Origin of the sequence: Brevibacillus centrosporus, from assembly GCF_046622605.1 — a bacterium.
In the GTDB taxonomy this organism is placed as follows: Bacteria; Bacillota; Bacilli; order Brevibacillales; family Brevibacillaceae; genus Brevibacillus; species Brevibacillus centrosporus.
Genome location: NZ_CP176856.1, coordinates 2,157,469 through 2,179,913, shown reverse-complemented (window position 1 = coordinate 2,179,913; position 22,445 = coordinate 2,157,469). Strand labels below are relative to the sequence as shown.

At 50.5% G+C, this 22,445-nt stretch carries 20 protein-coding genes and 1 riboswitch; of the genes, 1 reads left to right on the top strand and 19 read right to left on the bottom strand.

Going from position 1 to position 22,445, the window contains the following annotated elements; genetic code table 11:
- Window positions 1-17: 17 nt before the first annotated feature.
- From prmA to ACLIN2_RS11105, 14 genes are all read right to left on the bottom strand, one after another.
- Entirely contained in the window at window positions 18-959 is a 942-nt protein-coding gene (prmA, locus tag ACLIN2_RS11170; protein WP_411504064.1) for a 50S ribosomal protein L11 methyltransferase, read from the bottom strand.
- A 63-nt stretch (window positions 960-1,022) separates the two neighbouring features.
- A complete protein-coding gene (gene dnaJ, locus ACLIN2_RS11165) occupies window positions 1,023-2,150 on the bottom strand; it encodes a molecular chaperone DnaJ (protein WP_400582836.1) in 1,128 nt (375 codons plus the stop codon).
- A gap of 152 nt (window positions 2,151-2,302) precedes the next feature.
- On the bottom strand, window positions 2,303-4,135 hold the full coding sequence (gene dnaK, locus ACLIN2_RS11160; RefSeq protein ID WP_411504063.1) for a molecular chaperone DnaK: 1,833 nt from the start codon (window positions 4,133-4,135) through the stop codon (window positions 2,303-2,305).
- 49 nt (window positions 4,136-4,184) lie between these two features.
- Complete coding sequence (grpE, locus tag ACLIN2_RS11155; RefSeq protein WP_092269044.1) at window positions 4,185-4,778, bottom strand: nucleotide exchange factor GrpE; 594 nt, start codon at window positions 4,776-4,778, stop codon at window positions 4,185-4,187.
- A complete protein-coding gene (gene hrcA / locus ACLIN2_RS11150; protein WP_092269046.1) occupies window positions 4,779-5,807 on the bottom strand; it encodes a heat-inducible transcriptional repressor HrcA in 1,029 nt (342 codons plus the stop codon).
- A gap of 144 nt (window positions 5,808-5,951) precedes the next feature.
- Window positions 5,952-7,094, bottom strand: coding sequence for a radical SAM family heme chaperone HemW (gene hemW, locus ACLIN2_RS11145; RefSeq protein WP_092269048.1), 1,143 nt, complete (start codon window positions 7,092-7,094; stop codon window positions 5,952-5,954).
- Window positions 7,095-7,156: 62 nt separating this feature from the next.
- Entirely contained in the window at window positions 7,157-8,974 is a 1,818-nt protein-coding gene (gene lepA, locus ACLIN2_RS11140) for a translation elongation factor 4 (protein WP_092269050.1), read from the bottom strand.
- 214 nt (window positions 8,975-9,188) lie between these two features.
- Window positions 9,189-10,193, bottom strand: coding sequence for a hypothetical protein (locus ACLIN2_RS11135; protein ID WP_411504539.1), 1,005 nt, complete (start codon window positions 10,191-10,193; stop codon window positions 9,189-9,191).
- Window positions 10,163-10,711 (bottom strand): sigma-70 family RNA polymerase sigma factor, encoded by a 549-nt coding sequence (locus ACLIN2_RS11130; RefSeq protein WP_411504062.1) that lies wholly within the window; start codon window positions 10,709-10,711, stop codon window positions 10,163-10,165. The genes ACLIN2_RS11135 and ACLIN2_RS11130 overlap by 31 nt, the downstream gene beginning before the upstream one ends.
- Window positions 10,674-10,991 (bottom strand): hypothetical protein, encoded by a 318-nt coding sequence (locus tag ACLIN2_RS11125; RefSeq protein ID WP_411504061.1) that lies wholly within the window; start codon window positions 10,989-10,991, stop codon window positions 10,674-10,676. The genes ACLIN2_RS11130 and ACLIN2_RS11125 overlap by 38 nt, the downstream gene beginning before the upstream one ends.
- The gene (locus ACLIN2_RS11120; protein ID WP_411504060.1) at window positions 10,981-11,793 is read right to left on the bottom strand and encodes a heme ABC transporter ATP-binding protein; all 813 of its coding nucleotides are present in this window, start codon (window positions 11,791-11,793) and stop codon (window positions 10,981-10,983) included. The genes ACLIN2_RS11125 and ACLIN2_RS11120 overlap by 11 nt, the downstream gene beginning before the upstream one ends.
- The gene (locus ACLIN2_RS11115) at window positions 11,790-12,803 is read right to left on the bottom strand and encodes a FecCD family ABC transporter permease (RefSeq protein WP_411504538.1); all 1,014 of its coding nucleotides are present in this window, start codon (window positions 12,801-12,803) and stop codon (window positions 11,790-11,792) included. Before ACLIN2_RS11115 ends, ACLIN2_RS11120 begins: the two co-directional genes overlap by 4 nt.
- Window positions 12,804-12,908: 105 nt before the next feature.
- Window positions 12,909-13,955, bottom strand: a complete 1,047-nt coding sequence (locus ACLIN2_RS11110) for an ABC transporter substrate-binding protein (RefSeq protein WP_411504059.1) — start codon at window positions 13,953-13,955, stop codon at window positions 12,909-12,911.
- 270 nt (window positions 13,956-14,225) lie between these two features.
- A riboswitch (cobalamin riboswitch) is annotated at window positions 14,226-14,433 on the bottom strand.
- A 12-nt stretch (window positions 14,434-14,445) separates the two neighbouring features.
- The gene (locus tag ACLIN2_RS11105; protein WP_411504537.1) at window positions 14,446-15,537 is read right to left on the bottom strand and encodes a M24 family metallopeptidase; all 1,092 of its coding nucleotides are present in this window, start codon (window positions 15,535-15,537) and stop codon (window positions 14,446-14,448) included.
- A 122-nt stretch (window positions 15,538-15,659) separates the two neighbouring features.
- Here ACLIN2_RS11105 and ACLIN2_RS11100 point away from each other — a divergent pair, with 122 nt between their 5' ends.
- A complete protein-coding gene (locus ACLIN2_RS11100; RefSeq protein WP_411504058.1) occupies window positions 15,660-16,421 on the top strand; it encodes an alpha/beta fold hydrolase in 762 nt (253 codons plus the stop codon).
- A gap of 44 nt (window positions 16,422-16,465) precedes the next feature.
- On the opposite strand, the gene ACLIN2_RS11095 is transcribed toward ACLIN2_RS11100, so the two are convergent.
- The 5 genes from ACLIN2_RS11095 to ACLIN2_RS11075 all read right to left on the bottom strand — a co-directional run bounded on the left by ACLIN2_RS11095 (window position 16,466) and on the right by ACLIN2_RS11075 (window position 22,277).
- The gene (locus tag ACLIN2_RS11095; protein ID WP_092269074.1) at window positions 16,466-17,359 is read right to left on the bottom strand and encodes an ABC transporter permease; all 894 of its coding nucleotides are present in this window, start codon (window positions 17,357-17,359) and stop codon (window positions 16,466-16,468) included.
- A gap of 13 nt (window positions 17,360-17,372) precedes the next feature.
- Window positions 17,373-18,383 (bottom strand): ABC transporter permease, encoded by a 1,011-nt coding sequence (locus tag ACLIN2_RS11090; RefSeq protein ID WP_092269077.1) that lies wholly within the window; start codon window positions 18,381-18,383, stop codon window positions 17,373-17,375.
- A 162-nt stretch (window positions 18,384-18,545) separates the two neighbouring features.
- On the bottom strand, window positions 18,546-20,216 hold the full coding sequence (locus ACLIN2_RS11085; RefSeq protein WP_411504057.1) for an ABC transporter substrate-binding protein: 1,671 nt from the start codon (window positions 20,214-20,216) through the stop codon (window positions 18,546-18,548).
- A 102-nt stretch (window positions 20,217-20,318) separates the two neighbouring features.
- Window positions 20,319-21,290, bottom strand: coding sequence for an ABC transporter ATP-binding protein (locus ACLIN2_RS11080; RefSeq protein WP_411504056.1), 972 nt, complete (start codon window positions 21,288-21,290; stop codon window positions 20,319-20,321).
- A gap of 18 nt (window positions 21,291-21,308) precedes the next feature.
- Window positions 21,309-22,277, bottom strand: a complete 969-nt coding sequence (locus ACLIN2_RS11075; protein WP_092269085.1) for an ABC transporter ATP-binding protein — start codon at window positions 22,275-22,277, stop codon at window positions 21,309-21,311.
- Between the last annotated feature and the right edge of the window lie 168 nt (window positions 22,278-22,445).

The following is a 22,445-nucleotide window of genomic DNA, read 5'->3' as shown; positions in this document are numbered from 1 at the left end:
TCGCCAACCCCACTATTCTATCTTTTTTTCGACACAATTGCTACCCAGTCGTCGATCAAAATGGTTTCCACTACCACCAGTCCGGAATCAGCCAAAGCCTTCTTCACGTCAGCTTCGCGCGCCTGGATAATCCCTGATGCGATGAATACGCCCTCTGGTTTGAGAACGCGATATACGTCGTCCGTAAAGCGCACGATGACCTCCGCCAAAATATTGGCAACGACCACATCTACTGGCTCTTCTACTCCGTCTAGCAAGTTGTTCTGACGGACCGTGATTTTTTCATGAACCCCGTTCAGCTCCGTATTGGCTTGTGCGGAACGAACCGCTACCTCATCCAGATCCATCGCCAGCACATGCTCTGCGCCAAGCTTGATTGCAGCGATGCTCAAAATCGCAGTGCCTGTTCCAACATCGTAGAGACGGTCTCCTTCGTCTACATACTTCTCTACCGCACGCAGACACAGAATGGTCGTCGGGTGTGTGCCTGTTCCAAAGGCCATCCCCGGGTCCATCTCAATGATAATCTCCTTGTCATGTCTAGGCTCGTACTCTTCCCATACAGGCTTGATCGTCATCCGATCGGTTACATGCACAGGCTTGTAATACTTTTTCCAGGCGTGGGCCCACTCGTCTTCGTGCACATCGTTTACAGCAATGTTCGCCTTACCGATGTCCAAACCGTACTCGGTCAACTGTGCGAGCTGCTCCTTCAATTCTTCTACAACATCAAACAGCTCACTGCTATCAACCGGCAAGTATGCTTTGACGAATACGCCCTCGGCCGGAAAATCATCCGGGGAAAGCTGGTAGATTTCACCAAACGGCGTATCCCACTCACGATATAGTACCTCAGGGTCTTCAATTACGACACCATTTGCACCCATCTCGTACAGAATACTCGAAACCGCCTCTGTAGCTTCTGCTGTTGTATGGATACTGATTTCTGACCATTTCACGAATCTACCACTCCCCACGTATGCTCCCTAATAAAGCTGTGTAAAAGCGGACAACCGCGGCTGTTACTCGCCGCGGAATGCCCGTTTCATTTTTTCAAAAAAGCCTTCGTCTTCGCCGCCATGCTGTCCTGGCTTTTCACCTGACAGCTCAGCCAGCTCCCGCAAGAGCTCTTTTTGCTTGTCGCTCAGCTTGGTTGGAGTAATCACGCGCACTTTGACATGCTGATCTCCACGACCGTTGCCTCGCAGATGAGGAACACCTTTCCCCCGCAGGCGGAAAAATGTCTCGGTTTGTGTACCTGAAGGAATCTTCAGCTTCACACGACCATCTACTGTCGGCACTTCAATCTCGTCACCCAAAGCAGCTTGGGCGTAAGTGAGCGGAACCTCACAGTAGATATCATTTCCTTCACGCTCGAAAAACTCATGGCTCTTCACGCGCAGGACAACGTACAGATCTCCTGGAGGGCCGCCGTTTGCACCCGGTTCGCCTTCTCCTGTCACGCGCAGCTGCGCACCGTCATCCACACCCGCTGGAATGTTGAGATGAATTTTTCGGCGTACCTTCACGCGACCGCTTCCACGGCAGGTCGAGCATTTTTCTTTGAAGACTTTCCCTTTTCCTTCGCAAGTTGCACAAGTGCGACGGTTGGCAATCCGGCCAAACGGTGTGTTCGTGACCACTTCCTGCTGCCCCGTACCGCTACATGTTTTACACGTCTCGACTCCGGTACCTGGCTTGGCACCTGAACCATGGCATGTATCACACTCTGCTTCCTTGGGAATTTCCACGTCTGTTTCTTTCCCAAAGATCGCATCCAAAAAATCGATGCTCAGACCAAATTGAAGGTCGGAGCCTTTGCGAGGTGCATTCGGATTTGCCCGTCTGCCTCCACCGCCGAAAAACATATCAAAGATGTCGCCGAAGCCGCCCATTCCGGAAGCATCAAATCCGCCGCCACCAAAGCCCTGGTTTGGATCCTGATGTCCAAAACGGTCGTACTGCGCACGCTTTTGCGGCTCAGACAAGACATCATACGCTTCTTTTACTTCTTTAAACTTCTCTTCCGCATCTGCGGCTTTATTTACATCCGGGTGATACTGGCGCGCCAGTTTGCGGTACGCTTTTTTGATTTCATCTGCGTCCGCGCCCTTGCCGACTCCCAGCACCTCATAGTAATCGCGTTTCATCTCCTAAAATCACTCCCATGACAGTCAACTGTTATCATAGCATGTGACAGACTTGAAAAAAAGTCAAAGTCAGCATTCCGTGACTTTGACTTTCATGGGTCACATCGCGGGGAGGCAAGGGGAGAAACCTCCCCTGCCAGACTCCAACGTGATTACTTTTTATCGTCTACCACTTCGTAGTCTGCATCAACCACGTTATCCTTCTTTGGTTCTGCGCTACCTTCTGCTCCGCCTTGGGCAGCTTGTGCAGCCTGAGCCGCTTGCTCATACAGCTTCACAGAGATTTGTTGAACGATCTCGGACAGTTCGTCTTTCGCTGCCTTGATCTCGTCGAGGTTGGTACCTTCGAGCGCTTTTTTCACTTTGTCTTTCGCAGCATTTGCACGGTCGATTTCCGCTTGATCTACTTTACCTTCAACCTCTTTCAAGGTTTTCTCGGTAGTAAACACGAGCTGGTCAGCTTCGTTGCGGACTTCTACTTGCTCTTTGCGCTGTTTGTCAGCTTCTGCGTTCAGTTCCGCTTCTTTTACCATGCGGTCGATCTCTTCATCGGACAGACCAGAGCTCGCCGTGATCGTGATGCGCTGTTCTTTACCGGTACCCAGATCTTTCGCACGAACGTTTACGATACCGTTCGCATCGATGTCGAAGGATACTTCGATTTGTGGAACGCCGCGTGGTGCTGGCGGGATGTCGTTCAGGTTGAACCGACCCAGTGTTTTGTTGTCTGCTGCCATTTGACGCTCCCCTTGCAGTACGTGGATTTCCACGCCTGGCTGGTTGTCAGCTGCAGTAGAGAACACTTGGGATTTGCTCGTTGGGATGGTTGTATTGCGATCGATCAGCTTAGTGAATACACCACCCAAGGTTTCGATACCCAGGGACAATGGCGTTACGTCGAGCAGTACAACGTCTTTCACATCGCCAGTGAGTACGCCCGCTTGAACAGCAGCACCCAGTGCTACTACTTCATCAGGGTTTACACCTTTGTGAGGCTCTTTGCCTGTGAATTTTTTGATCGCTTCTTGTACAGCCGGGATTCGTGTAGAACCACCGACGAGGATTACTTTGTCGATTTCGTTTGGAGTCAGTCCTGCGTCGTTCAGCGCTTGACGAGTTGGACCCATCGTACGCTCTACGAGGCTTGCGGACAGCTCTTCGAATTTCGCACGAGTCAGGTTCATTTCCAAGTGTTTTGGACCAGTCGCATCTGCTGTGATAAATGGCAGCGAGATGGTAGTAGTCAATACGCCAGAGAGGTCTTTTTTCGCTTTCTCAGCAGCATCTTTCAAACGCTGTTGAGCCATGCGGTCTTTAGACAGGTCAATGCCATGTTCTTTTTTGAATTCGCTCACCAGGTGATCGATTACGACTTGGTCGAAGTCGTCCCCACCCAGTTTGTTGTCACCGGAGGTCGCTTTTACTTCAAAGAAGCCTTCGGACAGCTCAAGGATGGATACGTCAAACGTACCGCCGCCCAAGTCAAATACGAGCACAGTTTGATCTTCGGACTTTTCCATACCGTATGCAAGCGCTGCAGCCGTTGGTTCGTTTACGATACGCAGAACTTCCAGACCTGCAATTTTACCAGCGTCTTTTGTTGCTTGGCGCTGGCTGTCATTGAAGTAAGCAGGAACCGTAATAACTGCCTGCGTCACAGATTCACCCAGATACGCTTCTGCGTCAGATTTCAGCTTTTGCAGGATCATCGCAGAGATCTGTTGAGGGGTGTACTCATTGCCTTCGAGGGTTTCTTTATGAGCAGTACCCATGTGGCGCTTGATGGAAATTACGGTGTTGTCAGGGTTGGTAATCGCTTGACGTTTCGCTGCTTCCCCTACGATTTTCTCGCCATTTTTGAACGCAACAACAGATGGAGTGGTGCGGTTGCCTTCTGGGTTTGGGATAACGACTGGCTCTCCGCCTTCCATTACTGCTACACAAGAGTTGGTGGTTCCAAGGTCAATACCAATTACGCGACTCATACTATATGTCCTCCTAACGCTTCACTGTCTATTTAATAAGAAATGGATCTTACTCGTTTACTTTGACCATCGCCGGACGAACGACGCGATCTTTGAACATGTATCCTTTTTGCAGCTCTTCTACAACCACACCGGAATCAAACTCTGGATCCTGTGTTTGCATGACAGCCTGATGGACATGTGGATCAAAAGGCTGACCTTTTGCGGCAATAGCAGCCAAGCCTTCTTTTTCAAAGACTTGCACCATTTGACGATGCACCATGTCGACGCCCGTCAGCAGGCTTTCTACTGTCATGGATTCCTTGTCAGCTGCCAAGGCACGCTCGAAGTTATCCAGAATAGGCAGCAGCTCTTCCACGATTTTCTGGGAAGCGTACTTAGCCAAGTCTTCCTGCTCCTTGCGAACACGTCTTCTGAGGTTATCCATGTCAGCCATGGCGCGAAGCATCCGGCTTTGATGCTCTTCTGCCTGGGCCTTCCAATGGGCAGCTTCCTGTTCCCAGTTCACTTCTGCCGATTCCTGCGTATCTGCAGCTTCTGCTTGCTCTTCAGCAATCGGGTCTTGCGTCATTTTTTCTTCGCTCAACTTCGATACCTCCTGCGGCCAAGCTCCGGCTAGTAGAGCAGGAGCCTTTCCATCCATTTATTTCTCAAACTGCGAAGTCAGCATGCGCGATAAGCCTTCTGCCAAATAGTTCAGGACCGTAATGACTCTGCCGTATTCCATTCGCGTCGGGCCAAGTATCCCTACCATCCCTACAGGCTTGCCGCCCAAAGAATACGAGGTAGTAATGATACTGCATTGCTTAATCGCGTCTAGCTGGTTTTCCTGGCCGATGCGCACCGTGAGTCCATCTGCCGGCACTCCGAACAGGTGAAGGAGCTGATCATTACGCTCTAAGAGCTCCAAAATATCCTTGACCTTGTCTACATCCCGGAATTCTGGCTGGTTCATGATCTTGGTCGCACCGCGTAAGTATACTCGATCCTCTTCAGGCTGGATCAGGGATAGATCAAGGAGCTTCAACATTTCTTCATACTGCTCCGCATGGCGGCGCATCTCTCCTGAAATTTCCTGATACAACCGCTGGCGCAGCTGCCATAACGGGACATCGGAAAGCTTGCTGTTCAGCAGATTGACGAGTCGTTCGATCTCGGACGCCCCTATCCCTTCTGGCAATTCAATCAGCTTGTTTTCCACACGACCGGTATGGGTGACCACGATGGCCACAGCCTCCTTGTCGTTGAGAGGAACGATTTGTATATGTTTTAACCGATGCTCAAAAATCTCGGGTCCAAGAACGACGGCTGTATAGTTCGTCAACTGGGAGAGGATTTGAGCGGTGTACTCTACTACTTGTTCAGCATGTAGAATACGCTCGGCAAACAACTGTTTCAGTTTACCCAATTCACCCTCATCCAAAAGATGGGGCTGAATCAGGTTATCGACGTAAAAACGATAGCCCTTTGTAGAAGGCACGCGCCCTGCCGATGTATGTGGCTGTTCGAGATACCCCAGCTCCTCCAAATCGGACATCTCATTGCGGATCGTAGCCGAAGAAAATCCGATGTCGTCCCGTTTGGAAATCGTGCGGGAGCCAACAGGTTCGGCTGAATGAATGTAATTATCGACGATCGCATTCAGAATCAATTGTTGACGGTCAGATAACATAAATGTCTTTCGCCTCCCTGTTGTTAGCACTCATCTCGATCGAGTGCTAATTCTACTTACTAAGGTATCAATAGTAGAAGGATTTGTCAACGGACTTCGTGTGTTCCAGTGCGAAAATCACATCATTCGCCAGCAAGCGTGGGCTTATCGCAAAAAACGAGCAAAGACTTCGTTGCCGAGCGGCAGTCCTTTTTTTGTCAGACGCAGATGGCCATGTTCCTCTTCCAGCATGCCTTTGGCAATCTCTTCTTCTATTATGTTCCCAAAGACTTGCCGAACAGATACGCCAAACCGCTCTGAGAATCGCTCAAGACCGACGCCTTCTCGCAAACGAAGACCCAGGATCATTTGCTCCTCCATCGCATCCTCGCGCGGAACCGGGAATTGCTCGACACGCGGCAAGCCACTTTTGCTCATTTGCATGTAGACGGCTAGCGGTCCGGCATTTACATGTCTTTCCCCACTCACATAGCCGTGGGCACCCGCTCCCAAACCATAATATTCGTCATTGAGCCAATAGGTTTTATTATGTTTGCTTTCAAAACCTTTTTTGGCAAAATTGCTGATTTCGTACTGCTCGTAGCCGTGCTTCTCCATTTCCTCGATCAAAAGCATGTACATGGCAAGCTCCGTATCTTCCGAAGGCAGCGGCAGCTGATCCTTTTGGTACAAGGTATGGAAGAGGGTGTTCTCCTCTACCTTTAAGCTGTAGGCCGAAAAATGCGTAGTTCCAAGCGCAAACGCCTGGCGCAGCGTATCCCTGAAAATGTCCATCGTCTGATCAGGCAAGCCGAACATCAAGTCAATGGTGACGTTATCAAAGCCGACTTTCCGCGCATTTTCAATACTGCGATACACATCCTCTGTGTCATGGATCCGGCCGAGCCGCTTGAGCAGTGCATTGTCAAACGATTGCACACCAAAGCTCAGGCGATTCACTCCTAGCTCTCGCATAATCGCCAGCTTTTCTACATCTGTCGTCCCTGGATTGGCTTCCATCGTAAATTCGATATCATCCGTCCAATACTTACCGAGGTTATCACGAACACTTTCCAAAAACTGACGCATCTGAGCGTGATCGAGGAAAGTCGGTGTCCCTCCGCCCACGAAGATCGTTTTGACCCGCTCAGGCGGTTTGCTGGCGAAGGTCAGCTCCATCTCCTTTTTCAAGGCATCGAGATAGTCCCAGACCAGCTGGGGGTTGTTCGTCACAAACGAGTTGAAATCACAGTAAAAGCACTTATTGGTACAAAAGGGAATGTGGATGTAAACCGATTGCGGCAGCATGTCCCTTCCCCTCCTTTTTTCCTGAATTCAAGAATGGAAAAGACCTGACACCAGGGTCAGGCCTACTTCTTATCATCCATGCGCAGAACGGCCATGAAAGCCTCTTGTGGCACCTCGACGGAACCGACCGATTTCATGCGCTTCTTTCCTTCTTTTTGTTTCTCGAGGAGTTTGCGCTTCCGCGAGATATCCCCGCCGTAGCACTTCGCCAATACGTTTTTACGCAGGGCGCTGATCGTTTCGCGTGCTACTACTTTTTGACCGATTGTCGCCTGAATCGGCACCTCGAATTGCTGGCGAGGAATCAGTTCCTTCAGCTTTTCGCAGATGACTTTTCCGCGCGCGTACGCCGTATCCTTGTGCACGATAAACGACAGGGCATCCACCATTTCACTGTTCAACAGAATATCCATTTTCACCAGCTTGGATGGTTTGTAGCCTGCCAGCTCGTAATCGAACGAAGCGTAACCGCGAGTACTAGACTTCAGCAGATCGAAAAAGTCGTATACGATCTCAGACAGAGGCATATCGTATTTCAGCTGAACGCGATTTTCCCCCATGTACTGCATGTCGAGGAAATCACCGCGCTTGCCTTGGCACAGCTGCATCACGTCACCTACATATTCCTTCGGCACCATGACGGTGGAGAGAACATACGGCTCCTCAATAGTCTCGATCTTTTGCGCTTCCGGCATTTTCGACGGGTTGTCAATCTCGAATACTTCCCCGTTCGTTTTGGTAATGCGATAAATAACGCTCGGTGCGGTCGTGATCAGATTGATATTGAATTCGCGCTCAATGCGCTCCTGAATGATTTCCATATGCAGAAGTCCGAGGAATCCACAGCGGAAACCAAAACCAAGTGCTTGAGACGTCTCTGGTTCAAACTGCAGAGACGCATCGTTCAGCTGCAATTTTTCCAGGGCTTCCCGAAGGTCGTTGTACTCATTCGTCTCAATCGGGTACAGACCACAGAATACCATCGGGTTGATCTTGCGGTAACCAGGCAAAGGCTCAGCAGCAGGACGGCTCGCATCTGTGATGGTATCCCCCACGCGCGTATCTCCCACGGTTTTAATGGAAGCAGCCACGTAGCCTACATCCCCAACGGTCAGCTCTTCTACCTGCGTCTGGCGAGGTGTCGACGTACCGATCTCGGTTACCTCGAACGCCTTGCCAGTTGCCATCATCTTGATCTTCATACCTTTTTTCAGTGTACCGTTAAGCACACGGATAGAGGCAATAACGCCACGATAAGCATCGAAGTAAGAGTCAAAAATCAGGGCTTGCAACGGAGCGTCTGGATCTCCCTCTGGAGCCGGCACTTTTTGCACCACGGCTTCGAGCACTTCCTTGATCCCGATGCCTGCTTTCGCCGAGGTCAGAACGGCATCACTCGCATCCAGACCAATGACGTCCTCGACCTCTTGCTTCACGCGCTCAGGCTCTGCGCTAGGCAAATCGATCTTGTTAATGACCGGGATGATCTCCAGATTGCTGTCCAACGCCAGATAGACGTTTGCGAGAGTCTGTGCTTCAATCCCTTGCGCGGCATCGACGACCAGAATCGCCCCTTCACAAGCAGCCAAGCTGCGAGAAACCTCGTACGTAAAGTCTACGTGTCCAGGGGTGTCGATCAGGTGGAGAATATATTCCTCTCCGTCTTCCGCTTTATAGTTCAAACGCACGGCATTCAGCTTGATTGTAATCCCGCGCTCTTTTTCCAGCTCCATTGTGTCCAGAAACTGGGCTTCCATCTCACGCGCTGACAGTGCACCGGTCAATTCCAAGATCCGGTCAGCCAGCGTAGACTTTCCATGGTCAATGTGGGCGATGATGGAAAAATTTCGAATCCTCTTTTGTCTTTCACGGCGATCCATGTGTTGTTCGTTCCCTCCCACGCGAATCCATTCACTCGCTGACGGATTGCGGTCGCAAAAAATACACTAACGTTTATTATATCAAACGCATGACTTCCCGTGCAACCAAAGAGAAACAGGCTTTCGCCGCTTTTTCGCGCACAGATCACTTCGCTTAGGTTTTCTGGATAAAAAACAGACCGAAAAGAAAATCGGTCCGTTTTCCTCATCCCTATTATTGGCGGGTTTGTATTCGTTCCAATACCTTTTGGGGAAAGATTTGTTGCAGACTGCTTTGGTAGCGGTTCCCGTCCTCTGGCATCTGAAAGCCGGTCACTTTGTACTTGCTCCCGTCGTAAGCAATCTGGAAGGCCATAGGCGCGCTGACCCCTGACGATTTGAGCGGGTCCTTGCTCAATACTTTTACCCAAGCATAAACGCTGCGGTTGGCAGCATCTGGCGCTTCTACTCCCAAAAGCTCAATCGTCACGTCTCGTTCTTTCCCCAGATCGCCCAGTTCGGAGCTTTCCCTCTCCACATATTCACGGATAATCGGCTCGACCAACTCCCGATTGGCAGGAGAAACGCCTGTCTTCACCTCTACAAACACTTGACCGAGATGCTTCCCGTCTGCATTTACCTGCAGCTTCCAGATTCCTGGATCGGGCAGCGTGACTCCAGTGGGCACATGGCGCTGCGCATCAAACAAAGGGCCACTAACCGAGTACGATCCCAGCTCTACACGCCTTCCCTCACTGTTGTAGGCAACCAGCTCTACCTTTTTCATTTGCCCAGCATCTAGCAGCCAAAAGACTCGTTGCTGCTGATCTTCATAAAAACCGGACGGATCGGTGATGATTCTCACCGGCTTGTTTCCGAGGTAGGAGAAGGGCTGACCATTAGCGGTCGTTTCTGTTCGAGGGGATGCATTCCACAGAAGAGGAACATCCAGGGAGCCGCCTGGTAAAAGCTCTGGTACGGACGTGGTTTGCTCAGAGGGTTTTGACGCATGTCTCTCTCCAGAGAAGAGAGACAAAAGCCCTACCTGCCATGCCAGAAACAGCAGCAATACGGTCAGGACAGGGAAAGCAAACCTCGACCACCTGACCATCCTTTTGGAGTGTCGGTGGTGGATGCGCTGACGGACACCTTCTTTCATGGCAGCCGTGAAATGGACATCGCGGAACATCTTGCTATCCGCCTTCTCTTTCAATTGTTCGATCCACTGGTTCTCGTCCATTCCCACTCACGCCCCTCTCCCATCCTCTTTTTCAGCTGCTGTCTGGCCCGGTGCAAACGCGTACGTACGGACCCCTCCGATACAGACAGGACGTTTGCCACTTCTGCTATGGACAAGTCTGCATAGTAATGAAGGACGATCACTTGACGGTACATGGGAGGAAGGCTTTGCACCTGCTCCACCAGTTCATCCCTCTCATACTGCTTCATCACGACATGCTCGGTAGAAGCATCGCTCCCCGCTTTGATCCAGGAGCCCGGCCATATTTTTCGAAAGGCCCATGAGCGCAGGTATCCTTTGCATTCATTGACCGCGATCCGGTATATCCACGTTTGCATGGTGCTTTGTCCACGAAATCGCGGCAGGTTTCTGTATACCTTCACAAACACATCCTGCGTGATATCTTCCGCGACATTCCGCTCTTTTACCAGAAACGTCACCAGCCTAAGCACGCGCGTCCCGTATTCCCGCATGATTTGTTCAAATGCGGCATCCTCCGTGGGCTGCAATTTCTCCACGTGCGCGCCTCCTCTGCATGAATTCGTTACTGGTTAGATGCAGCTGCTGACGTTTTGTTACACGATTCCGGATATTTTTTTGGCGATTGCAGTCCAGCCAGTCCCACCAGCGGAGGCATCTGTCGATCGGACGAAAGGATAACCCCTTGTGCTGCCACCGGTCCCGGTCATAATCTTTCTCCCCTGTTTCATGCGTGGTCTTCCCGATCACCTGGAAGCCCTCGGACTCTAAGAGCAGCTCCAGCTCATTTGGCAAAAGCAAGGCATATTCACGGTCCACTCGATACCTCGGCTGTTCGAATTCCCCTTGCCTGAAATGCTGTCGAGATAAAGTAAATCTGCTTCTTTCCCGTAATCGGATGCACAGATACGTCCGTCTCCACCCCAAAAACCTCTCGAATCAAATCGGACGTCAGCATCTCATCTGGCGAACCCGATGCAACAAGATGGCCTTCTTTTAATACATACAACCGATCACAATACATGGCCGCAATGTTCAAGTCGTGCAGGGCAGACAGAACGGTAATCCCCAACTGCCTGACGATATCCATGACCTGCAGCTGGTAGCGCACATCCAAATGATTCGTGGGCTCGTCCAAAACCAGAAAATCAGCTTGTTGTGCCAATGCTCTGGCAATCAAGACACGCTGCTTCTCTCCTCCAGACAGCGAGAAGAAACTGCGCTCGGCATAATCGCTCATGCCAACGCGTGCCAACGCCTCGTCGCTGATCTCTTTGTCCTCTACCGAATCCAGCTGAAACGTTTTTTTGTGCGGCGAACGTCCCATCATCACGATTTCCTGCACGGAAAAATCGAATTCGACCGAAGATTCCTGCCGAACAACGGACATACGCCGGGCGCTTTCCTTCGGAGACAGCTTGTATAGATCGTCCCCGTCCAGCCCGATCCAGCCCGCAGTTGGCTTCATGACACGATAGATGCTTTTGAGCAGCGTGGATTTGCCGCTGCCATTTGGTCCGATTAGCCCCACGAACTCCCCTTCTTTTACCTCCATGCCTATATCGTGAATGATTCGCTTGTTGGTCAGGGAGACGGTTATGTCACTTGCAACAAGCTTCATCGCCCACCACCTCCAAATGAATACGAGCTGCGAAGCATCAACCAGATAAAAAATGGCCCACCACAGAGTGCCGTAATAATGCCAATGGGCAATTCTTCAGGAGCGAAGGAAAGCCTTGCCAAGGCATCCGCCCAGATCAGAAAGCTGGCTCCCAAGAGTGCGCTGACGGGCAAGACACGTCGATGATCGGATCCGACAATGACTCGGACGATGTGTGGCATCATCAGACCAACAAATCCGATTGACCCACTGATGGCTACGATGACACCCGTTAAAAGCGCCGTAATAACCAAAAGCAGCTTGCGAAATTGCACCGTATTCACACCAAGAGTGCTCGCCGACTCTTCGCCCATCAACATGGAATTAAGAGAGCGGTATTGCGCCAGCAAGACTGCGAGACATACCAGGACGACAAGGCTGGGAATCGTCAAGTACTCCCATTTGGCCCCTGTCAAACTGCCGCTCAGCCAAAAGAGGACAGAACGTATGCCATGCTCATTCGGAGCCGAAAAGATAATCAAGCTCGTGACACCCGATAGAATAGCCGAAATCGCAATCCCTGCCATGAGCAGGCGGACGGTTGAATTTTGTCCGCCTATCCGAGAAAGCGAGAAAATCAGCACGATGGATAGCAGAGAGCCGAGAAATGCGCCTACCGACAAGGCGTATTGACCGTACATGCTAAAGGCGCCAAACAGGATGACGAGTGTGGCACCTACCGAGGCTCCTGAAGAAACACCTAGTATGTAAGGATCAGCCAGGGAATTTCGAACCAACGACTGGATGGCTACACCGACCACAGACAGACCAGCGCCAACGACTGCGGCCAGCAGAACACGAGGAAAGCGAATGTCCCAAATGATCGAGTGCTGCGCGCGAGTCCAATCTTCTGTCGTCCATTCCCCGAGGAAGGGGACATGGTTCAGTGCAATTCTCCAGACTGTCCTAGGATGAATGTCTACAGACCCCAGTGTAATGGCGAGCGTAATCGATACAAGCAGCCCGATCATTAGAGAAAGGATAAGCACAGTCAGGCTTGTCCTACGCAATTCTGACTCCCCCTCCTGCAAGATGCCCTCGTCTGTTACCCTTCGTCACTTTGCTAATGCTCGGTCTCATTGCTTGAATTTCTCCGGATAGAGCCCTTCCGCCAAAATCTTCAAGGCAATCGGCCCACGAACCCCTTCGCTTGCAGCCGATAGCGGCAAAACGATCAATCGATTGTTTTGAATAGCTGACACGCTTGCCAGCTCTTTTTTGCTCAGGAGCAGCTCACGTTTTTGCTCCAGGCTCTTGTCTCCGTAATCAACGATGATGATCACGTCTGGATTGCGACTCACGACTTCTTCCCAGCTCACATCAGCCCAGCCTTTTTGAATGTCGTCAAAAATATTTTTGCCTCCCGCCATGTTAATCAAGGCAGTCATATAGTTGTTTGCAGCTGTAAAGGCCTGCTCTTCCCCGCTGTCATAAACGAATACCTTTAACGGTTTATCTACCTGGCCCAGCTTGCTCGTCGTTTGTTCCATTTCTGTTTTCATTTTGCTCACTAGCTCATTCGCCCGATCCTCCATCCGGAAAATGCGTCCGATGTTTTGAATATCGGTAAATACATCTTCTACAGTCGGAGCTGCCTTATTAGACGATTCATGCAAGTACGACTTGATCCCTGCTTTCTCCAATTCCTCCATGGATCCTACGCCTTTGTCACCAAAACCGCTTTTCCAGCCTGCATACACGAAATCAGGCTCAGCTGCCATCAGCACTTCCTTACTCGGATACTTATCAGACAGCACAGGAACTTTGTCATACGCTTCTTTCAACTCAGGCAGAATTTGATCATCTAGATAGGCTGTCCCAACCATTTTGTCGCCCAAGCCCAAATCCAGCATGACCTCTGTTACATGCTGATTCAACGTGACCGCTCTCTTTGGTGCTTCCGGATAAGTCATTTCCATGCCGTTGTTTTGCAGCGTGACCGGCTTGTCTGCTACTGGTTGTGCTTGCTGCTGTGCAACAGGAGCTGGATTCCCTTGTGCTTGCTCTCCCTGTCCGCTAGCTGCCGGCGAGCCGCATGCCGTTGCGACCAGCATAAGCGCCAGAATCAGCGCTGACCAGCTCCCCTTCCACAGTCGATGCCATTTCTTTTCAGGTGCTTTCATCTTTCTCTTCTCTCCTTTTTTCGTCCCCCGGTTATCGGTTTGGTTTCATCCTTTTCATTTCGCCAGCGAAAGGTAACTCGCCTCACCTCCTCTCCAGATTTGAAAGCTTGGCTTCGTGAAGCCTTCAGCGGAGCTTTCGCGGAAATAAAAAAAGCATCTCCCACGCGCAAACGGGAGATGCTTTCCAATGTGGACAGAGTATGGCAAATAAACGGGATTCCGCCTTTACACATGCTGCTGTACTTCCACATCATCCCATCCGCGTGGGTCGATTGTGCATGGTTTCATGGCAGGTCTCCTGGCTTGGAATCATCGTCCTCTACGTCCTTCCCATTCCCTACAAACAGCGGAACAGTGGTTCATCGCAGAGGACTCCTCCTTACAGTGGCGGGACCGCGCCGGAATTTCACCGGACTTCCCTATTAAGCTGGCTGGACTTGTCCTGTTGTCCAGCAGCACCATCAAACACCTATTCAATTATGGCTTGCTCTTATCCAATGACAGTCAGTTGTTTCGGGAATTGCGTCATGACTTCTACGCCTGTCTCCGTTACGAGTACGTTGTCTTCAATCCGCACGCCGCCTACGCCTGGAACATAAATTCCCGGTTCGATGGTAAACACCATACCTGGGCGCAGCGTCTCCTGATTTTGTCCGTGTACAGATGGATACTCATGTACGTCCATGCCGAGTCCATGGCCCAAACGATGCATGAAGTATTCGCCGTAGCCTTTCGCTGCGATCACATCGCGTGCTGTTTGGTCGAGGTGAGCAAAGGTCACGCCGGGACGAACCTGTGCGATCGCTGCTTCATTCGCAGCCAGAACGGTTTCGTAAATTTCACGCAATTGCTCACTGATTTCTCCGACCGCAAATGTGCGCGTGATATCAGAGACATAGCCGTTTGCTTCCACACCGATATCAAACAAGAGTACTTCGCCTTCTTGCACTTGGCGAGAGCCCGGTTTTCCATGCGGCAGCGCAGACTTTTCTCCAGCCAATACCATCGACGTAAAGGACGGGCCGTCAGCACCCAAGCGCTTCATTTGAAACTCCAGCTCAGCCACCAGCTCCGTTTCGGTTACACCAGGCTTCACTTTTTTCAAGGTCTCGCGCAAGGAGTCCTCCACCAGCTGGATCGCATGCTTCATACGATCCACCTCGTCAGCGGATTTGATCAGACGCATTTCACGCAGAGGCTCTTCTACATCGACGTAACGGGAAGCGCCAACCATTTCGCCCATTGCCTCATAGCGCTCGACTGTCATATGGCTTTTTTCAATGCCCAGCTGCTTCAAGCCAGCAGGAAGCGTTTGCTTTAAGACTTCATATGGATTTTGAATATCAGTGTGGGTGAAAATATTTTGTACGCTCGAAGCGGATGCTGCGGCTTCACGATCCAGCGCAGGCACGATCAGAGATGGTTCTCCCTCCGCCGGAATAATCAGACCCAGAAAACGTTCATGGGGATCGGTGAAAAAGCCTGTCAAATAATAAACATGTTTGGGAGAGGTGATCAACACCGCGTCAAGTTCTTGTTTGCTAAGAAAATCGTGCAGCTTTTGGATGCGTTCTTGGAACATTTTCGTCACCTAGCTTTCTCCATTTATTCTATTGCGAGAATACCATTTCCCTCTATAAAAAAGAAGCTTATCCGAGAAAAAAACCTTTTCAAAACCAAGTTATAGCTGAGGTGAATATTGCTATGGAACACACAATTACTCTACCAAACGGAACCCTGGCATGCACCATTGTCGGACAAGGCACTCCACTCCTCTGCATTCATGCGCCCTGCATTGGCTCTATCAATTTTGTCTCTCAGCACCCTCTCGCGGATACGTTCCAGCTGTTCGTACCCGATTTACCTGGTCATGGACATAGCAGCCCGCTCCCTGAACCGTTCTCTATTCATGATCTCACCGTATGCCTGCATGAGCTCATACAAACGCTAGGTTTGGAGAAGCCTTACTTGCTCGGCTACTCACAGGGAGCCTCGATCGCTCTCGAATACGCTCTTTGCTTTCCCGAGCAGGTGAGTGGACTGATCTTGGTCAGCGCCTTTTCTGAAGTAAATGATCTTTATTTGCACAGTCGTTTTTACCTCGCGCAAGCCATGGCAGGCATTCACGGAGTACCCCTTTTGGCACAAAGCATTACGTCATCTCATATCGATGACCTACAACTGCAAGAGAGATGGATCAAGCACGCCTCTCTGACCGACTCTACCACCTTGAGTCACCTCTACAAGGCAGGTCATTCCTACAACTGTACCCAAAGACTTCCCGAGATTACTTTGCCCACCCTTCTCGTGTACGGGGCAGAAGATCGAAGCATTCACCCCTATGGGCAGCTGCTTAGTGAAGGCATACGGAATTCTAAAATGGTCATGATCCCGGGAGTCGCCCATCAAGTGGTTACCAAGGCTGCATCCGAATTGAATCGTCTGTGCCGGGAGTTCTCCACATAGGAAAAGGGAGGGTAAGAACCTCCCTCCCACACGAGCCCACATGTTTAGTTTTTCATACGAGGGTCAAGCGCATCGCGCAAACCGTCCCCAATGAGGTTAAAGCCCAATACCGTCAGCATGATCGACAATCCCGGGAAGATGACCGTCCAAGGTGCCTTTTGAATGTATTGCCGCGAATCGGAAAGCATTTTTCCCCACTCCGGCTCGGGCGGCTGCGCACCCAAACCGAGGAAACCCAAGGCTGCCGCCTCAATAATCGCTGTGGCAATGCCCATCGTCCCCGTTACGATGATGGGAGCCAGGCTGTTCGGCAAGATATGCTGCATCAAAATGCGCGAATCCTTCATCCCAATGGCACGAGCCGCCATCACAAACTCTTCTTCTTTCAAGCTCAGAACCCGCGAGCGTACGAGACGACCAAACGTCGGAATGTTGATAATCGCGATGGCGAGCAAGGCGTTTTGCAGGGATGGACCCAAAATCGCTACGATCGCAATCGCCAGCAGAATGCTAGGGAATGCCAGCATGATGTCAAAAATACGAGAAATAAGCGTGTCAATCCATTTCCCATAATAACCTGCAAGAAGTCCGAGCACCGTCCCTGCTACTACCGAACCGATAACGGAGAACGTACCTACCCACAACGAAATGCGAGCACCGTACACGACGCGGCTGAATACATCCCGACCGTTATAATCCGTTCCAAACCAATGCTCTTCGGATGGTGGCTTGTTTTTCATGACAAGCTCACCTTCGTCGTACGGATACGGCGCGATGATCGGCGCAAAGACCGCTACGACGACGAAGAAGAGAATGATACCCAGTCCTGCCATCGCCAGCTTGTTTTTACGCAAGGCTCTCCATGCTTCTCGCCATGGTGAGATAATTTGCTCGTCCTTTACTTGCAAAGGCACTGTTTGCACTTGTGTATCTGCCATATCTCCTGCCTCCTTAGCGATATTTAATACGTGGATCGATATAGGCGTACAGGAGGTCGACCAGCAAGTTGATCAGCACGAAGATGGTAGCGATCACCAAAATCCCTGACTGGATGACCGGATAATCGCGGTTCCCAATGGCGGTAAAAATGTATCGCCCTACCCCTGGCCATCCGAAAATCGTCTCGGTCAAAACAGCTCCCCCCAGCAGCAAGCCCGTTTGCAAGCCGATTACGGTCAGCACCGGAATCATCGCGTTTTTCAAAGCGTGCTTGTAGACAACCCAAAATTGAGCCAGTCCTTTTGCTCGCGCCGTTCTCACGTAGTCCGCACGCATGACCTCCAGCATACTGGAGCGTGTGATGCGAGCGATAATCGCCATCGGAATCGTTCCGAGAGCCACTCCCGGCAAAATAAGATGCTTGATTACTTCCCACAGCTGATCCCATTGTCCAGCTAGAATCGTATCCAGTATATAGAACTGCGTAATGGCCTCCACGGGATTACGCGAATTGTCACGACCAACGGATGGCAGCCACTTCAGCTCTTGCGCAAAGAACCACTGCTCCATCAAACCCAACCAGAAAATTGGCATGGAGACACCAATCAAGGCGATCAACATCGCACAGTAGTCAAACCAGGAGTTTTGCTTCCACGCAGATAAAATACCTGCATTCACACCGATGATTACAGCGAACAGCATACTGACGATAGTCAGTTCGGTCGTTGCTGCTAAATAAGGCATGATTTCTTGCGTAATACTCGCGCCGGAGTGCAAGGAAACTCCGAGATCACCCGTCAAAATCTGTTTGAGATAATCAAAGTACTGAATGTACCAAGGATTGTTCAAGCCAAGTACTTCTCGTAAATCTTCGATCGCTTTTGGACTTGCTTTCTCCCCCAAAATAGTGAGAGCCGGATCACCTGGGATGGCACGAATAATAGAAAAAACGACGATCGACATGCCCAGTAGAACGGGGATGAGCATGAGAATTCTTCGGATGCTGTAGGATAGCAATGCCATCTCCTCGCTTTCCTTAATAGAAAACTTGACTTTGCCCCTGGAAGGAAGCAGGCACAGCCTTTCTTGCCTATATAGCAAGGATAAGTGCAGAAAAATAAGGAAAGGGCAAGAAGAGGGATAACTCCTCTTACCCTTCGCCTATTCATGAATCACAGCATGAGCTTACTCTTTGAAATCAACCTTCTCCAAGCTCTCGGATCCTTTTGGATGCGGCTTGTAGTTGATGATGTTTGCTTTTGCTGCCAGGGCAGGAGTGGAGTGAGCCAGTGGAACCATAGGCACATCCTTGAAGATGATCTCTTGCACTTGCATGTACAGCTTTTCACGCTCTTCCTTCGTCGTAGCAGATTGCGCTTGCATCAGCAATTTGTGCGCGTCTTCATTCGCCCAACGTGTACGGTTGTTACCGCCAATGTTGTTCTTGTCAAGCAAGGTAGCCAGGAAATTGTCTGGGTCTCCGTTGTCGCCAGTCCAACCGAGCATGAACATTTCTTGTTCGCCTGCTTTTGTTTTTTCCAGGTACGTTGCCCATTCCATTGTTACGATTTCTGCTTCTACACCGATTTTTTTCAGGTCTTGCTGGATTGCTTCCGCGATTTTTACGCCATCTGGCATGTACGGACGAGCAACTGGCATTGCCCAGAACTTAATCTTGAAGCCGTTCGAGAAGCCAGCTTCGGACAGCAATTGTTTTGCTTTGTCCAAATTGAATTCGCGGTCTTTGATGTTGCCATTGTGTCCCCAAATGGAAGGTGGCATTGGGTTGGTAGCTGGTTCTCCCAATCCCGCAAAGAATGCTTCGATGATAGCTGGTTTGTTGATCGCATAGGCAATAGCTTCACGAACTTTTGGGTTATCCAGTGGTTTTTTCTCCACGTTGAACCCTACAAAACCGATGTTCATGGAAGGACGAAGAATCAGTTGCAGCTCCGCATTGTCTTTCACAGCTTGAGCGTCATCTGGGTTCAGGCCGTCCATCATGTCGATCTCGCCGGATGTCAAGGCAGTCAGACGAGCTGTATTCTCAGGAATGACTTTGAATACGAGCTTGTCCAATTTCGGGAAGCCTGCGTTCCAGTAGTTCGGGTTCTTTTCCAGTGTGATCGTGTCGTTGCGCTTCCACTCTTTGAAAACGAACGGGCCAGTACCTACTGGATTTTCGTTGAACTTCTCAGGTCCCATTTCTTGTACCGCTTTCGGGGATGCGATCGCAAAGCAGGACATGCCCAAGTTTTGAATGAATGGAGCCAAAGGACGGTTCAGTGTGAACTTCACCGTTTGTGGGTCAACGGCTTCCACTGACTTGATTACATGGGTCTCATCCCCTTTGTAACCACCGAACATGTCGTTGTAATATTCAAAGCCTTCTTTGTTGTGTTGTGGATGACTCTTGTCCATCCAGCGCTCGAAGTTCCATTTCACGGCTTCCGCATTGAAATCAGTGCCGTCGTGGAATTTTACACCAGAGCGCAGGTGGAAGGTGTAGGTCAAACCATCAGGAGTGATTTCCCATTTCTCCGCCAGAGAAGGAACGACAGCTGTGCTCTCTTCCTCGTAACCTACCAGCGTGTCAAATACGTTTTCTGTTACTTTGAAAGACTCCCCGTCTGTTTGTGCGATGGGGTCCAAACCTACCGTATCGCCACCGCGACCTACGATCAGCTGTTTCGGTCCGCTGCTTTTCGCAGGTTCAGCAGCAGGTGTTGTTGCCGGCGCTTCTGTCTTTGGCTGCTCTGCCGGTTTTTGTGCCGTTTGAGTTCCGCTGCAACCCGCAAGCAGCATAGCAAATGCAAGCATGCCGGTCATGGCAGCCGAGAGCACTCTCTTCTTCATGAATAATCCCCCTCTTCTAGAATTTCAGATTTTACAGTTGGTAGAGAATCGATTGGCATGGCTTTGCTTCGCATCCCCCCTTTGATGAGGATCCTTCCCCAATTAAGACTTGTATAGATGGCAAGCCACAAAATGTCCGTCTCCCACATCCTGGAAGAGTGGTCGAGTCGTGCGGCATTCATCTGTCACATGAGGGCAACGCGTATGGAACGTACAGCCACTTGGCGGATTCGCTGGACTTGGCACATCGCCTTGGAGTATGACTCGTTCGCGTGCAGCGTCTGGGTCAGGCGTGGGAACTGCCGAAAGCAAGGCTTTGGTATACGGGTGCAGGGGATTGCTGTACAGCTGTGCACTGCTCGTCAGCTCGACGATTCGGCCGAGGTACATGACCCCTACCCGGTCACTGATGTGGCGGACCACACTCAGATCGTGAGCAATAAACAAATAGGTCAAGCCGAGATCGCGCTGCAGGTCCTGCATCAGATTCAGCACTTGGGATTGAATCGATACATCCAGCGCTGATACAGGCTCGTCCGCCACAATCAGCTTGGGATTGAGCATCAGCGCGCGTGCGATCCCGATCCGTTGACGCTGGCCGCCACTGAATTGGTGTGGATAGCGCCTGGCGTGATAGCTGCTCAGTCCCACGACCTCCAGCATCTCCTGCACGCGTTTTTTGCGCTCAGCAGATGAACCCATGCCATGAACAATCAACGGTTCTTCCAGAATCTTCTCAATATTGTGACGGGGGTTTAGAGAAGCAAATGGATCTTGGAAGACAATCTGCATGTCTCTGCGCATCTTCCGCATTTCTTCTATCGAGAGAGCGGATACATTTACGCCATCAAAATAAACGTCTCCTGCTGTCGGCTCGATCAAGCGAAGCAGCGAACGTCCTGTCGTCGATTTGCCGCATCCACTTTCTCCAACCAATCCCAATGTTTCTCCACGATTCACAGTAAACGAGACATCGTCTACGGCTTTTACGACTCCGATTTCCCCTCCGAGGACACCGCCTGTGATCGGATAGTATTTTTTCAAGTTTTTAACGACGAGCAGTTCTTCAGTCACCTGCATGCTCCTTTCGGGTTATTCGGCTATCCAGCAGCGCGAGCGATGATTTTCGCCTACTGCTTTTAGCTCGGGCATCTCCTGGCGACAGCGATCTGTCACCTTGTCACAGCGCGGGGCAAAACGGCACCCAACCGTGAGTGATCCCGGGATAGGCACGTTCCCTGGAATGGAATATAAACGCTCTTGGGATTGGTCCAGCTTGGGCAATGATTGCAGCAGGCCAACCGTGTATGGATGCTGCGGATTTTTCAGGATCGTCCGCACGTCTCCTTCTTCAATCACATTTCCTGCATACATGACTACGACTCGATGACACATTTCCGCTACGACACCCAGATCGTGTGTAATGAGCAAAATAGCCGTATCCGACTCTCGATTGCACTGGCGCATCAAGTCCAGAATCTGCGCCTGGATCGTTACATCTAACGCAGTCGTCGGCTCGTCCGCAATTAACAGCTCGGGATCACAGGCCATCGCCATCGCGATCATGACGCGCTGCCGCATCCCCCCTGACAGCTGGTGCGGATACTCATCTACGATCGCTTCCGCTCGTGGAATGCCTACTTTTTTCAGCATTTCGATCGCACGCTGCTTGGATTCCTTTTTACTCGCCTTCGTATGTAAACGAACAGCTTCCCCGATCTGATCGCCAATCGTAAACACGGGATTGAGCGATGTCATCGGTTCCTGAAAGATCATAGCAATTTCATTTCCGCGTATTTCACGCATCCTCTTTTCATCTGCCGCTACCAGGTCTTCTCCTTTAAAGCGGATCGAACCGCCGACAATTTTCCCTGGAGGATTCGGAACCAGCTTCATTACGGAAAGGGAGGTTACACTTTTTCCACAGCCGGACTCACCGACGATACCGACAACTTCACCTTTGTTTACGGTAATGGTGACTCCGTCTACGGCAGGAATCTGGCCGCGATCTGTAAAAAAGTGCGTCTGCAAGTTTTCGATTTGAAGGACAGGGTGTGACACGGGGCGCACCTCTCTTACCGATATATTCAATAGAAATAGTTCTATCAATAGATATTATGCCATTAGTACAATTTTTTGGCAACACAATAAATTCAAATAATTATATTTTCGCTGACTATATAAAATATTGTTTTAACTCGAAATAGAATGTTAAAATAGTTGCCTCAC